The sequence below is a fragment of the Neobacillus pocheonensis genome (genome assembly GCF_050477905.1).
Taxonomy (GTDB): Bacteria; Bacillota; Bacilli; order Bacillales; family Cytobacillaceae; genus Neobacillus; species Neobacillus pocheonensis_A.
In genome coordinates this window covers 1-13,321 of the sequence record NZ_JBCNAD010000038.1, presented here as the reverse complement: position 1 = coordinate 13,321, position 13,321 = coordinate 1, and the positions used below count along the sequence as shown (strand labels likewise).

Genomic DNA, 13,321 nt, shown 5'->3' with positions numbered 1-13,321 from the left:
TTAAAAAAAATCGGTCTTATAGGACCGATTTTTTTATTAATTCTATAATCCAGCAAATGGCTGATTCATCTTCAATATAAAAATGTGGGAGGTTCATACGGGATGAAAGCCCCTCACTCATATTTTCCTGCCAATAAACAACAGCCTTAACATTAGACACGTTTTTTAACAAAGAAAGGTCATCTAAATCCCTTAATATTACCAACTTTGGGTAATTTTTTTGTTTATAGCCTTCAATTAAAATCACATCTGGATGAAAAAAATTCATCAACTCAATCTGAGCCTCAAGGCTATGGCCCCCCTCTTCAACTTGAAGAATCAGTCTGCCGTCCCCTTCTATAATCGAGGCAGCCGCCCCTGCTGTGAGATATTTGGTTGAATCCTTCTTTTGCACGATATCCGGCTTACCACCATGGCCATGATGTTTGATTGCCGTTGTTATTAGGCCTTGATCCTTTAAGCTTTTGATTAACCTTTCCATAAAAGTAGTTTTTCCGCTATTTTGGTATCCAACGATTTGAAAGATAATCGGCTTTACCAAGGCCAAACACTGCCGGTCTTTTCTTCTAGCAGGAGAACTTCTACCACTGTGCCCGCCGTAAACCCACGAGTACCACCCGGTAAGATGATCAATGAATTAGCCCCTGCCAGACTCATGATGATATTTGACTTATCAAGACCGCTAGGCCTCGCTTTAAGTCTTCCCTCCTCAATAAAAGCGGTACTGCGAACAAATCGTGTAAATGGATTTGCTTTAGGGAAATCTGCCTCAAGCAGTGCTTTTTCCTTCCTAAGATGTGGTTCTTCTGAGAATAAAAACCTTCGAATAATCGGCCTTGTAAACAATTCGAATCCGACATAACAGGCAGATGGGTTGCCAGAAAGCCCGAATAAAATCTTCCCATCATAGCGCGCGACAGTTGTCACACTGCCTGGACGCATGGCAACTTTATTAAATATTACCTCTGCTCCCAATTTTTCATATATCTCTGGAAGATAATCAAAGTCCCCAACAGACACTCCACCAGTTGTAATTAACAAATCTACTTCATTTAAAGCATTTTTTACAGCTTCGTAGCATGTGTCAAATTCATCCGGAAGCTTCCCAAAATAGTGAACCATTCCACCGGCACGTTCAATTTGAGCGGAAATCATATGGGAATTGCTGTTTCGAATTTTTCCTGGAACTAATGCCTCGCCCACTTCTAATAGTTCTGTACCAGTTGCGAATAATCCAATTAGGGGTTTTTTGGCAACAGGGACTTGATTGTAGCCGAAGGTTGCCAGCATTGCCTGAATACCTGGATTAATTTGGGTTCCCTTTTTAACTAAAATTTCACCTTCTTTTGCGTCCTCACCCCTGAATGAAACATTCTCTCCTTTTTTAAAGCTCCTTTTAATTGAAATATATGGTATATCATCTTTTTCAAACGCTCTTGAAACTTCAAACATAACAACACAATCTGTTCCTTCTGGCATCATCGCTCCTGTCATAATTCTGACAGCTTGATTTTGTTTAACCACCTTAGAAGAAACCATTCCAGCCCCAATATGATCAATCACTTCTAATTCAACGGGATTTGATTGTGAAGCATCACTGGTGTCCATCGACCTAACAGCAAAGCCATCGTATGGAGCTCGGTTGAAATGGGGCACATCGCTCGTTGCCACTAAATCTTCAGCTAAAAAGCGACCATAGCTTTCTTCAATTGCTACATGTTCAATTATCCCCTGAAGTTGGAAGTCCATAATTTTTTTGACTGCTTCCCCAATTGGCAGCGGTATTCTTCTTTCAAACAAAGTAATCGTCTCCTATCTCTAAAAAACTGTATGTATATTTTCCAATCATTACTTTCCATTATAAGCGTACAAAAAACTTGCAGACATATCAAATATCACAAAATTGACGGAACTTAAATTTAAAAATAAAAAACATTGAATATGTGTGATACGCATCACCAAGTTTTATTTTTATTTAGAGTATGCTTGTGTTAGAAACTAAATAGCTTTATTTATCTTAAGGAGGAACTACTGATGACTTTTCCCTTTTCGTCTACTTCATTAGTTAAAGATATTGTAAATGAATTACCTAAATCAAGTGATGTTTTCAAGAAAAATCGAATCGATTTCTGCTGTGGCGGAAACATTCCACTTTCAGAGGCAGTGGAGAAAAATGGACTTAACATGGAGGCATTATTAGAAGAATTAAAAGTGGTATTTGAAAAATATGAACACGAGGAAAAAGATGTTGATGTCTGGACTGATTCAGATACTAATACCATTATCGATCACGTTATAACAAATTACCATCGTGCCTCTGAAGAAGAATTAACAATGCTTAGCCCTTATGTAACAAAAGTGTCACGTGTACATGGAGATCACCACCCTGAACTATTAAAAGTATACGAACTATTTTATGAGTTCAAAAAAGAACTGACTGAGCATATGGAAAAAGAAGAAGCGATTGTATTCCCTTTAATCAAAAAGTTAGCAGATGGAACCGTTGAAAACCGCGAGGAAGCCATACAATTAATTACAGAGCTTGAAAAAGAGCATGACCATGCGGGCGAGATTTTAAGAAAAATTCGTGAAGTAACTTCTGATTACACTTTACCTTTAGACGCTTGTGGAACATATCGCTTAGTCTATGCGCGTTTAGAAGCACTTGAAGGTTTAACCTTCATGCATGTACACCTTGAAAACAATATTTTGTTCCCAAGATATATATAATAAAAGTGACAGCCTGCTTTGAATAAAAGCAGGCTGTCACTTTTACGTAAACAACTCTTTTGTAAAAAGAAGAGAGCTTTAACCGCCTATATAGGACATTTCAATTTTTTTACGGTTTTTGTTTGTTTCAGCCGTTCTTTCATCTGAATATCTATCGTTTCGACCATTCCAAATGGCTGTAATATGCGCAGTTATTTCCTCATCAGTGGCACCATTTCTCATAAAATTCCTGATATCATGGCCATTTCCATTAAATAAGCACGTAAAAAGTTGACCATTTGCGGACAAACGGGAACGTGTACAGCTAGAACAGAATGACTCTGAAACAGAAGTAATAAATCCTACATTTACATCAGTGTCTTTATAATGATAAAGTTTTGCTACTTCACCAAAATAGGACGGCCCAACAGGCTCTAACTCAAAATGCCCTTTTAATAGATGGTAAATCTGTTTTTTGGTCACTACATCATCCATCTTCCAGCCGTTAGTGGAACCAACATCCATAAACTCGATATATCTCAGTTCTAATCCATGCTTTTTGCAGTATTCTGCCATTGGAATAATTTCACTATCATTTAGACCCTTTTTTACAACCATGTTAATTTTGACACCAAGCCCCGCCTGTTTAGCCGCTTTAATCCCTTCTAATACAGGACCTGTGCCAACGCCGCGTCCATTAATTTGGCCAAACAATTCATCATTTAAAGTATCAAGGCTGACATTGACTCTTTTTAGTCCAGCAGTTTTTAACTCATCAGCTAATTTGGGAAGCAAGATGCCATTTGTCGTTAAGCCAAGGTCACTTAAGCCTTCAATCGCAGAAAGTTTTTTGACAAGAATCGGCAAATCCTTGCGAAGCAGTGGCTCTCCACCTGTTAAGCGAATTTTTTCTACTCCAAGACTGACAAATATCTTCCCTAGACGTTCAATTTCTTCATATGTTAATAAGGCACTTCTAGGAAGAAATTCAAAATCTGGTCCGAATTGCTCGGCCGGCATACAGTATTGGCAGCGAAAATTACAGCGGTCAATCACCGAGATCCGCAGGTCACGTAATGGACGGTTCAATTTATCTTTAATAATGGTTTTATCCATTTATATATCAACTCCACTATTTCAAAAGAAGCTCATTCTATTTTAATTGTATCAAGGTTTTTATAATTAGGCTGTTACTTTATTCACTATTTTTATACTTATTAATGTAAGTTTAATCTTATCAAATGTTTAACGGTGATAAAATAACTGTTTTGGATAAAATCAATTTAAGTTTTCACTATATTGTCATTGTTTACTTCTATTTATTGGCTTGTATTGAGATAAAATGTTACTAACGAATCTAACGACAAAACTTTATTAAATATAAATTGTTCAAAAATTGAGTAGAGGTGAATCCAATGATGACACAAATGAAACCAACCCATTCCATAGAAATAAAAGAATTACTCAAATTTGCTGACAGGAAATTTAAAAGTGAAAGAGATAGTTTTTTATTTCAAGAGGGGATGTTAGCAGAAGAACTTTTCGTCATTATTTCAGGTAAAATTCAAATTAGTAAAATTACATCAGACGGACGGGAGCTATCCTTAAGAATTTGCGGAGCAAATGATATTTGCGGTGAATTAACTCTTTTCACCGATAATCCAAGGTATTTATTAAGTGCCAAGGTCCTTGAAGAAGGCGAAATAGTGGCAATAAAAAAAGATGTTATTGAAAGTGAAATATTCCAAAACAGTAAGTTGGCCTTTGAATTTATGAAATGGATGAGTGATCATTTTCGAAAAACACAAACAAAATTCCGCGATCTTGTCCTAAATGGAAAACGAGGCGCACTTTTTTCAACGCTGATCCGGATGACGAATAGCTACGGTGTCCAAAAGGGAAATGAAATATTAATTGACTTACCGTTAACGAATCAAGAACTAGCCAATTTCTGTGGCACTTCTCGTGAAAGTACAAATCGAATTCTTAGTGAGCTTAAAAAAGATAATATCATATCAGTTAAAAAAGGAAAAATTACTATATTGGATTTACAATATTTAAAGGATGAAATTGGCTGTGAAAATTGCTCAGCTGTTTATTGCAATATTGAGTAGGATGGGATTTCTCCCATCCTTTTTTTGTTTACTGTACCTGTTTCTCTCTAAACGCTTTTGGAACATAAACACAAAATGGTTCACTTTCTAAGTAATCGCCTGTCATTGCAAATGCTCTTGATCTTGAACCACCGCAAACATGGCGGAATTCACAGACTCCACATTTACCTTTAAATCCATCTGGATTTCTTAAAGCCTTAAAGATTGGTGACTCGCGATAAATTTCCGCTAATGGCTGTTCTCGAACATTTCCGGCTTTTACAGGAAGCAGACCACTTGGATACACATCGCCAATATGCGAAATGAACACAAAGCCATTCCCATCATTAACGCCCTTTGGTGCCCTTCCTAGACCGTTAATTGAGCCTGTTAAACCTTTTTCCGTTAGTGCACTTAAATAATCGATTTCAGCTGTCGTTTCCTTCGCTTCGCGCATTTTCTGTTGAATCACAACACGGCGGTAATGCATGGCTTCGGTTGTTTTAATATCAAAGGATACTCGCTTACTTAGATCATAGAGCCATCTAAACACCTTTTCATGCTCAACTGGGGAGATCATATCAGATGCTTGACCTCTTCCTGTTGGAACTAAGAAAAAGACACTCCATAATACACAACCTAGGTCTTCAACCATCTTTGCCATTTCATCAAGATATTCAATATTGTACCTTGATATTACTGTATTAATCTGAATCGGTAAGCCAACTTCATGCAGATATTTAATTTTTTCCATGGTAAGGTCAAATGACCCAGCCGTGCCGCGGAAATGGTCATGAACCTCTGCTGTTGGCCCATCAATACTAAATGCCCAACGAGCCAGTCCAACTTCTTTAGCTTTTTCAATTGCTTCTTTTGTTACATTCGGTGTAGCACTTGGTGTCATTGAAACACGTACACCTTTATCGATGGCATATTTTGCAATATCAAAAATGTCTTCTCTCATGAGCGGATCACCGCCAGTAAATACCAACATCGGATTGTTCATTTCATATATTTGATCAATTAAATGTTTACCTTCTTCAAAAGATAGTTCCCGTGGGTCCCTTCGATACTGAGCATCTGCACGGCAATGCAAGCACTTTAATTGACATGCACGTGTAAGTTCCCAAATAACGATAAATGGATCTTTATTAAAATCTCGGCTAAAAGCCATCTTGAAACGCCTCCTAAAACGGCTATTTCAAACTCAAACAGCCTTAATACTCAGTATTATAAAGGTGTTTATATTCTGAATAAGTGACCTTCCTCACAAACAGAGTTTTATATATGTCTTATTTGTGAAAGCAAAAAAAAAACAACAGACGGCGCTGCTGTTTTTTAATATGTTTATCTAATTCCTAATGCAATTTTTGCATAACGTGACATCATTTCTTTGTTCCATGGCGGATTCCAAACGATATTTACATCCACATCTTTAATTTCAGGGATATCCGCTAATGCACGTTTAACTTGATCCACGATTGTTCCAGCCAACGGGCAGCCCATTGCCGTTAGAGTCATTGTTACCGTTACTTTTCCTTCGTCATCCATCTCAACATTATATACTAAGCCTAAATTAACTATATCTACACCTAGCTCCGGGTCGATAACTAACTCCAAAGCCCCCATTATATTTTCTTTTAATTCTTCGTTCATGTAAAATCACTCCTAAAGCATTTTATTTTTATTATAACAAAAGGTATATTTTAAACTACTCTAGCGCTTAGTATAAAGTTTTTTTAACCCTTTTAATGTGAATTTTTTTACACTTTAGATATAAAATTGTTAACATAGAAACTATAGAAATAAAAATTTCCATATCCATAGTGTATCATGGAAATAAAATATTTCCTAAATAAAGGAGTCCATATGGCAGAAAAACATTTAATAGCATTAGATTTAGATGGGACATTATTAAAGGATGATAAAACCATTTCTGAAACAACAAAGGAAACCTTAAAGAAGGCTCGTGAGGAAGGCCATATCGTGATGATTGCCACAGGCAGACCGTATCGTTCCAGCGAAATGTATTATCATGAACTCGAGTTAGACACACCTATTGTCAATTTTAATGGTGCATTTATGCATCATCCCCGAAATCCAAATTGGGGTTTTTACCATGAACCTTTGGATGTCAAAGTGGCTAAGGAGATTGTTGAAGCCTGTAGAAGCTTCCAATTTCATAATATTATCGCTGAAGTAATAGACGATGTTTATTTCCACTACCATGATGAAAAGCTTTTAGATATTTTTAATTTTGGAAATCCCAAAATCACTACAGGAGATTTAGCTAATTATTTACAGGATTCCCCGACTAGTTTGCTTATTCATACAGAGGAGAACCAATTAAAAATGATTCGTGACCATTTATCGGAGGTTCATGCTGAAGTTGTAGATCATCGCAGCTGGGCGGCGCCATGGCATGTAATTGAAATCATTAAAGTTGGCTTAAATAAAGCAGTAGGTTTGAAAAAAGCATCTGATTACTTTGGGATTCCGGCTGAGCGAATTGTCGCCTTTGGTGATGAAGATAATGATCTTGAAATGCTTGAATTTGCCGGGCATGGCATCGCAATGGGAAATGCCATCGATAAAGTGAAGAATATTGCCAATGGTGTCACTCTTACAAATGAAGAAGATGGTGTTGCACAATATTTGACGGATTTGTTAAATTTAAAATTTTAACCTCATTTCACCATTGTTTACCTAAATGAACGAATCTTTATTGGAGCATACTATTTTATGAGACAGCGCTGCTGTTTCAATTTGAGCTTTGAGCATATTGGAGGGATTCGAATGGGTAAACGAAACAAATCAAAACGCTTTGTCCAGCAAGGAAGGGATACCGTTAGTAAGCATGACGAACGTATTCCTTATCACATGACCTACGCTGAAGCGGAAGCTCAGAAAATGGCCAATGTGCACGAATCCTCGCTTGGAGGAATATAAAATGGGAAACCAATTGTTCCAGGAAGCACGAAGATTTGTTGAAATGGCGAAGTCTGCCAGCCCTGCTGATGCAGAATCTGCAGTCGCTAAAGCAAAGAATGCCCTAAGTTCTGCATTCGCTAATTCGACTGTTGCAGAGCAAGCACAGCTCCAACAAATGCAACAAGAGCTTGAACAGATTACTTAAATGATAATAAGAAAAGCGGAAGCTCTTAAGGTGAGCTCCCGCTTTTCTTATTGAAAGGATTCCAATAGTAATGGATATTGGTTAATCACTTTCTTTTCCTGATCCCGTTCATAGAGATTCAAGAATAATGAACCATTATCCGGAAGTTTATTTTCTGGGATTTGAATATGAAGCTTGAACGGCTCCCACTGATTTCTGCTTTTCACGTGAACCTGTTTTTCATTCAAGTACTCCATATGGCCATCCTCAACCAAATAATAAAATTTATCATTCGCAGACTTAAATTCTCCAGTAATCAGATAATTCCCCTTGGTGCCTGACACCTTTACAAATCTAAAGGCTGTGTTTTCAGCTGGAACATTTAATTTTTGGATACTTTGTAGTTTCGTTCGATTTTGGATAGGTCCATCATTTAGTCTTATAGGCTTTAGCATGGCATGAACAGTATATTCGCCTGGTGGAACCCTTTTCCCTCTAAATTGATAATTCCATTTTTCATATCTTTTTATGGTTTGATTAGGTTCCACATCAATGGTCTGAAAAGCCTGCAAGAAATACTTCCCCTTTGAATAAACGTACACCTCCGAACCAGCTGGGTCGGTTATGGTTATTTCAACCATTTGTGAGGTAGGAAATTCAAAATGGAGCGGAATATCTCCCTCATTTTTTAAAACAATTTCAAACAAGACCATTTCAGGGCCCGCTTTCGGGATTAGATAAAATGAATAATTGAAATCGTTCACCCCGTTTGCATTAGTATGAATGGCCATTGGAAAGAAAAGCAGGATTATACATAGAAGAATTCGCATGCTGGTCTCCTTTTTCCTTTATTCTCTTCGAAAAAATCCGTAAACTCCTGTTGTCTGAATGATATTGGTAAAAGCCTTTGGATCGACATCCCTAATAATTCTTTCTAAATCATATAGTTCATAGCGGGTAATAACAATCATCATAATTTCCCGAGTCTCGTTGGTAAAGGCTCCTTTACCTTGGATCATCGTAATGCCCCTTACAAGTTTGGCATGAATGGCCTTTTTCATCTCATCTGCTTTTTTCGTAATAATAAAAGCGGTAAGCTTCGCATGACGTGTATGGATAGCATCGACAACTCGTGTCGAGGTATATAAGAATACCAGCGTATAAAGGGCTTTTTCAGCACCATATAAGAAACCAGCTGTAATAATAATAAGGCTATTTAAAATAAACATATACGGCCCAATAGGTTTGTCTTTTAGTCTTGATAACACCATTGCAATGATATCCAGCCCACCAGTAGAAGCCCCCCATTTCAATGTAATACCTACACCTGCAGCTACAATGACACCTCCAAACACCGCATTCAGTAAAATATCGTGTGATACTTGCTTAACAGGAATTAGCTCTAAAAATAATGACGAAATGACCACACTAAGAAAGCTGTATACGGTAAATGACCTTCCCACTTTCATCCATCCAAGAATAGCAACTGGAATATTCAATACTAGCAGTAAAAATCCCATTGAAACATGGATGGGTGTATGTTCACTTAATACTCTAGATAATAATTGAGCTATTCCTGTAACCCCGCTGGAATATATATTTGCAGGTATCAAAAACAAATTCATACCCAGTGCATTTAAAAATGCACCAGCAATGACAATAATGATTTTCTTCGTTTGGAGCCAAAGCAAAACAATCCCCTCCTTTATTTTCACCCGAAGACAAAATAGATAATTGTATTTTTAAGGCGAAACCGATAAACTGAAATTAAATATAATAGCTTGAAAGCAGGTGAGCTTCATGCCGGTAAAGATACTAGCTGACAGCGCATGCGATTTACCACTTAGGTTTTACGAAGAACATAATGTCACATTAATCCCTTTGAAGGTTCATGTTAATGACAAAGAATATGAAGATGTAAAAACGATTGATCCAAAAACGGTTTATGAAGCCATTCGTGGCGGAATTGTCCCAAAAACCTCTCAAGCCTCACCGCTTTTGTTTGAAGAAATCTTTACGCAAATGGCAGAAAACAATGAAGATGGAATTTACATAGCCTTTTCTTCCGAATTATCAGGAACATATTCCACCGCTGTTATGATTCTTGACCAAGTGAAAGAAAAATATCCAAATTTTAATTTAACGATAGTCGATACGAAGTGTGCTTCGCTTGGACAGGGATTAGTAGTCAAGGAAGCTGCAAAGCTTTCTGAAAAAAATGTATCAAAAGAAGAAATCTTAAAAGATATCCAATCTAGAAGCAAACATATGGAACATCTATTTACAGTTGAAGATTTGGATTATTTGGCAAAGGGCGGTCGTGTTTCGAAAGCATCTGCTTTTCTCGGCGGATTGCTAAATATCAAGCCAATTTTAAATGTAGAAGATGGTAAACTTGTACCAATCGAAAAATTACGGGGAAAGAAAAAAGTATTTCGCAGGATAATTGAACTAATGCAAGAACGGGGTTCTGATATGCACGAACAAATTATTGGGATTAGCCACGCTGATAATGAAGAAACAGCTTTAGAAGTGAAAGCAATGATTGAGGAAGCAATACAACCAAAAGAATTTTACATTTCTTCAATTGGCTCTGCCATCGGCTCCCATACTGGTGCTGGCACCATCGCCATTTTCTTTTTAAATCAAACATAAAAAACAGAGCGGATTCGCTCTGTTTTTTATTTGTGATCTGTTGTTTTCGAGTATTGATTTTTCCCGGCCTGACGATTTTTTTCGCGCATCATATTTTTTTCATGACGAAGTGCATTATTATCTTTTGCTTTTTTATCATTATCTGAAGTGTGCGGCATGATATTTACCCCTTTCAAATGACTTCGTTCTTTAGTTTCTGTCAAATTGAAAAAGATATGTAATGGACTTGTTAATCTTTCTTTGCATAGGTCCAGCTGCCTTCTTGATAGACTTTACCCTCTTTCATTAACTTTCCTAGCGCCCTCTTGAACGCGGCTTTGCTTAAGTTAAATCGTTCCTGAATTTCCTCCGGCATACTTTTATCGTTAAATGGCATTGCCCCATTTCTGCTCATTAAATATTCGTAAATCTTCGTTGCATCCAGATCTTGCGATTCTTCTTTTCTGGCAAGCATGGAAACATTAATCGTTCCGTCTTCTTTAATGTCAATAATCCGCCCCTCTACCTTTTCTCCTAAACGCGGTTCCTGATTGCGCTGCGACTCATGGATGAATCCTTTAAAGCCTTCAATCGTGTAGATCCAGCTTCCCACTTTCGCAGTTCTGTAAATATGACCTTGGACATTTTTGTTAAAATCACTTCTGGATGCTTTTGTTGATATCGATTGAATAACCTGATCACTTGCCAACTTCGCGTACAAAAGATAATTTCGAGTAACTTTTAAGGTTATATATACAAAATCTCCTACCATTGGCCATACCGATCTATAGGACGGAAGATCATCTCTCCCTAAAAGAATATCTTTTTGAAGACCAATGTTTAAAAAGACACCAAGATCTGGGTTTGTGTCGGTTACCTTGACCCAGGCGTATTTGCCGACAGCTATCTCCGGTATATTTGTCGAGGCAGAGGTACGTCCTTCTGCATCAACGTATAGAAAAACCTCAACCTCATCCCCCTCTTCGAATTCTTGATGCGTTTCATTTTTATGTAATAACACATCCTCATTTCCATCGGTTAAAAAATATCCGAAAGCAGCTTGTCTAGCTACGGATAGCGTTGTTGTTTGACCAATAAGTTCTTGTAAAGACATATTTGACTCTCCTTTTCGTTTTGGAGCATTTCCTTTAAGTTGTAATAGCCTGCTATATTTTACTATAATGTACCCATAAAGGGAAACTTTAGTAGAGATGGATTCTACGTAAAGGTTAATAATTGGAGGTTTTGTTATGTCTAAAGATAGCTCATTTGATATTGTTTCCAAAGTTGATTTTTCAGAGGTCACCAATGCCATTACCCAAACAATGAAGGAAATTAGCACACGCTACGATTTTAAAGGCAGCAAAAGCGAGGTTTCACTCGACAAGGAAGAACTTGTTCTTGTTTCAGATGATGAATATAAAATGGATCAACTAAAAGATGTTTTGCTTGGAAAATTAATCAAAAGAGGTGTTCCAGTAAGGAATCTTGATTACTCTAAAATCGAAAAAGCTTCAGGTGGCACAGTCCGTCAAAGGGCTAAGCTTGTTCAGGGGATTGATAAGGAAAATGCGAAAAAGATTAATACTATCATTAAGAATAGTGGCGTTAAGGTAAAGAGTCAGGTTCAAGATGACCAAGTACGTGTAAGCGGAAAAAGCCGTGACGATTTGCAAAAAATCATTTCCTTGGTTCGTGAAGCGGATCTAACAGTTGATGTGCAATTTATTAATTATCGTTAAAATCTTCGACGTTAGGATTTTTATCCTGACGTCCTTTTTATAGTATTCATCTTCAACTTTTCTCGAAAACTAACAGGGTGAAATGATAACTTGGAGGTTTTCATCTATGAGTAATAATCAAAATCAAAAAAAGGTTCTCTTCCCACCACAACATCAAAATCATCAGCCAGGCGTAGAAAGTGAAATGAATCCCCTCCCAAATTCAGTTGATCCGAATTATCAGCCAGGTGGGAAATTAGCTGGAAAAACTGCCATTATTACCGGTGGGGACAGTGGCATCGGCAAATCTGTTGCCATTTATTTTGCCAAAGAAGGCGCAGATGTCGCCATTGTGTATTTAGAAGAACATGGGGATGCTGAAGAAACAAAACAGCTAATTGAAGCGGAAGGGCGCCGTTGCCTTCTTTATGCGGGAGATATCGGCAACGAGAATTTTTGTAAGGAGATCATAAATATGATGGTCTCTGAATTTGGTAAGCTTGATATTTTGGTAAACAATGCAGCGGAACAGCATCCGCAAAAAAGCTTGCTGAATATTACATCTGCCCAACTAGAAAAAACGTTTCGGACAAATATTTTTTCCTTTTTTTATATGACTAAAATGGCATTGCCACATTTAAAAAAGGGCGCATCCATTATTAATACTGCTTCCATCACTGCATACGAAGGAAACGAACAATTACTGGATTACTCAGCAACAAAGGGTGCGATTGTAAGCTTTACCCGTTCCCTCGCAAAATCCTTAGCCCCTCAAGGAATCCGTGTAAACGGGGTTGCTCCAGGACCAATCTGGACCCCGCTTATCCCTTCCACCTTTCCGGCAGATCAAGTCGCAACCTTTGGATCGACGACGACAATGGGAAGGGCCGGACAGCCTTGCGAACTTGCACCAAGCTATGTTTTCCTTGCATCTGACGACTCTTCCTTTGTCAGCGGCCAGATGATCCACGTGAACGGCGGAACAATTGTAAATGGGTAAGAAAAAACGCATTGGGAGGAAGTGTCCCTGATCTGACCCCATAAAGTTG

General features: G+C 37.7%; 17 protein-coding genes. 8 read left to right on the top strand and 9 right to left on the bottom strand.

Annotated elements, in window-relative coordinates:
• Positions 1 to 16 precede the first annotated feature (16 nt).
• Positions 17 to 541 carry a molybdopterin-guanine dinucleotide biosynthesis protein B gene (gene mobB, locus ABES02_RS20295; RefSeq protein WP_430139004.1) on the bottom strand — a complete coding sequence of 175 codons (525 nt, stop codon included), beginning with the start codon at positions 539 to 541 and terminating at the stop codon, positions 17 to 19.
• Positions 535 to 1,800: a molybdopterin molybdotransferase MoeA gene (locus ABES02_RS20290; protein ID WP_430139001.1), complete on the bottom strand. Its 1,266-nt coding sequence runs from the start codon at positions 1,798 to 1,800 to the stop codon at positions 535 to 537. The genes mobB and ABES02_RS20290 overlap by 7 nt, the downstream gene beginning before the upstream one ends.
• A gap of 234 nt (positions 1,801 to 2,034) precedes the next feature.
• Between ABES02_RS20290 and ric the strand changes: the two genes are divergently transcribed.
• A complete protein-coding gene (gene ric, locus ABES02_RS20285) occupies positions 2,035 to 2,730 on the top strand; it encodes an iron-sulfur cluster repair di-iron protein (protein WP_430138998.1) in 696 nt (231 codons plus the stop codon).
• Between the two features lie 78 nt (positions 2,731 to 2,808).
• Here ric and moaA read toward each other — a convergent pair whose 3' ends face one another.
• Positions 2,809 to 3,825 carry a GTP 3',8-cyclase MoaA gene (gene moaA, locus ABES02_RS20280; protein WP_430138996.1) on the bottom strand — a complete coding sequence of 339 codons (1,017 nt, stop codon included), beginning with the start codon at positions 3,823 to 3,825 and terminating at the stop codon, positions 2,809 to 2,811.
• A 299-nt stretch (positions 3,826 to 4,124) separates the two neighbouring features.
• On the opposite strand from moaA, the gene ABES02_RS20275 reads away from it, so the two are divergent.
• Entirely contained in the window at positions 4,125 to 4,823 is a 699-nt protein-coding gene (locus ABES02_RS20275) for a Crp/Fnr family transcriptional regulator (RefSeq protein ID WP_430138993.1), read from the top strand.
• 28 nt (positions 4,824 to 4,851) lie between these two features.
• Here ABES02_RS20275 and ABES02_RS20270 read toward each other — a convergent pair whose 3' ends face one another.
• Positions 4,852 to 5,976: a TIGR04053 family radical SAM/SPASM domain-containing protein gene (locus ABES02_RS20270; RefSeq protein ID WP_430138990.1), complete on the bottom strand. Its 1,125-nt coding sequence runs from the start codon at positions 5,974 to 5,976 to the stop codon at positions 4,852 to 4,854.
• 173 nt (positions 5,977 to 6,149) lie between these two features.
• Positions 6,150 to 6,458 (bottom strand): metal-sulfur cluster assembly factor, encoded by a 309-nt coding sequence (locus tag ABES02_RS20265; protein ID WP_430138987.1) that lies wholly within the window; start codon positions 6,456 to 6,458, stop codon positions 6,150 to 6,152.
• A gap of 213 nt (positions 6,459 to 6,671) precedes the next feature.
• Here ABES02_RS20265 and ABES02_RS20260 point away from each other — a divergent pair, with 213 nt between their 5' ends.
• The 3 genes from ABES02_RS20260 (at position 6,672) to ABES02_RS20250 (ending at position 7,938) form a co-directional block, all read left to right on the top strand.
• Entirely contained in the window at positions 6,672 to 7,487 is an 816-nt protein-coding gene (locus ABES02_RS20260) for a Cof-type HAD-IIB family hydrolase (protein WP_430138984.1), read from the top strand.
• A gap of 111 nt (positions 7,488 to 7,598) precedes the next feature.
• Positions 7,599 to 7,751: a hypothetical protein gene (locus ABES02_RS20255; RefSeq protein ID WP_430138981.1), complete on the top strand. Its 153-nt coding sequence runs from the start codon at positions 7,599 to 7,601 to the stop codon at positions 7,749 to 7,751.
• Between the two features lies 1 nt (position 7,752).
• Positions 7,753 to 7,938 (top strand): DUF3813 domain-containing protein, encoded by a 186-nt coding sequence (locus tag ABES02_RS20250; protein ID WP_430138979.1) that lies wholly within the window; start codon positions 7,753 to 7,755, stop codon positions 7,936 to 7,938.
• A gap of 47 nt (positions 7,939 to 7,985) precedes the next feature.
• Here the strand turns inward: ABES02_RS20250 and ABES02_RS20245 are convergent, their stop codons facing one another.
• Complete coding sequence (locus ABES02_RS20245; RefSeq protein WP_430138976.1) at positions 7,986 to 8,747, bottom strand: BsuPI-related putative proteinase inhibitor; 762 nt, start codon at positions 8,745 to 8,747, stop codon at positions 7,986 to 7,988.
• Positions 8,748 to 8,765: 18 nt separating this feature from the next.
• The gene (locus ABES02_RS20240; RefSeq protein ID WP_430138973.1) at positions 8,766 to 9,608 is read right to left on the bottom strand and encodes a YitT family protein; all 843 of its coding nucleotides are present in this window, start codon (positions 9,606 to 9,608) and stop codon (positions 8,766 to 8,768) included.
• A 109-nt stretch (positions 9,609 to 9,717) separates the two neighbouring features.
• Here ABES02_RS20240 and ABES02_RS20235 point away from each other — a divergent pair, with 109 nt between their 5' ends.
• A complete protein-coding gene (locus ABES02_RS20235) occupies positions 9,718 to 10,572 on the top strand; it encodes a DegV family protein (RefSeq protein ID WP_430138970.1) in 855 nt (284 codons plus the stop codon).
• Positions 10,573 to 10,598: 26 nt separating this feature from the next.
• Here ABES02_RS20235 and ABES02_RS20230 read toward each other — a convergent pair whose 3' ends face one another.
• Both ABES02_RS20230 and ABES02_RS20225 read right to left on the bottom strand, forming a co-directional pair.
• A complete protein-coding gene (locus tag ABES02_RS20230; protein WP_223592870.1) occupies positions 10,599 to 10,730 on the bottom strand; it encodes a DUF3941 domain-containing protein in 132 nt (43 codons plus the stop codon).
• Positions 10,731 to 10,801: 71 nt separating this feature from the next.
• Positions 10,802 to 11,665, bottom strand: coding sequence for a CvfB family protein (locus tag ABES02_RS20225; protein WP_430138966.1), 864 nt, complete (start codon positions 11,663 to 11,665; stop codon positions 10,802 to 10,804).
• Positions 11,666 to 11,801: 136 nt separating this feature from the next.
• Here ABES02_RS20225 and ABES02_RS20220 point away from each other — a divergent pair, with 136 nt between their 5' ends.
• Together ABES02_RS20220 and ABES02_RS20215 are read left to right on the top strand one after the other, a co-directional pair.
• Positions 11,802 to 12,293, top strand: a complete 492-nt coding sequence (locus ABES02_RS20220) for a YajQ family cyclic di-GMP-binding protein (RefSeq protein ID WP_430138963.1) — start codon at positions 11,802 to 11,804, stop codon at positions 12,291 to 12,293.
• Between the two features lie 106 nt (positions 12,294 to 12,399).
• The gene (locus tag ABES02_RS20215; protein ID WP_430138960.1) at positions 12,400 to 13,272 is read left to right on the top strand and encodes an SDR family oxidoreductase; all 873 of its coding nucleotides are present in this window, start codon (positions 12,400 to 12,402) and stop codon (positions 13,270 to 13,272) included.
• Positions 13,273 to 13,321 lie beyond the last annotated feature (49 nt).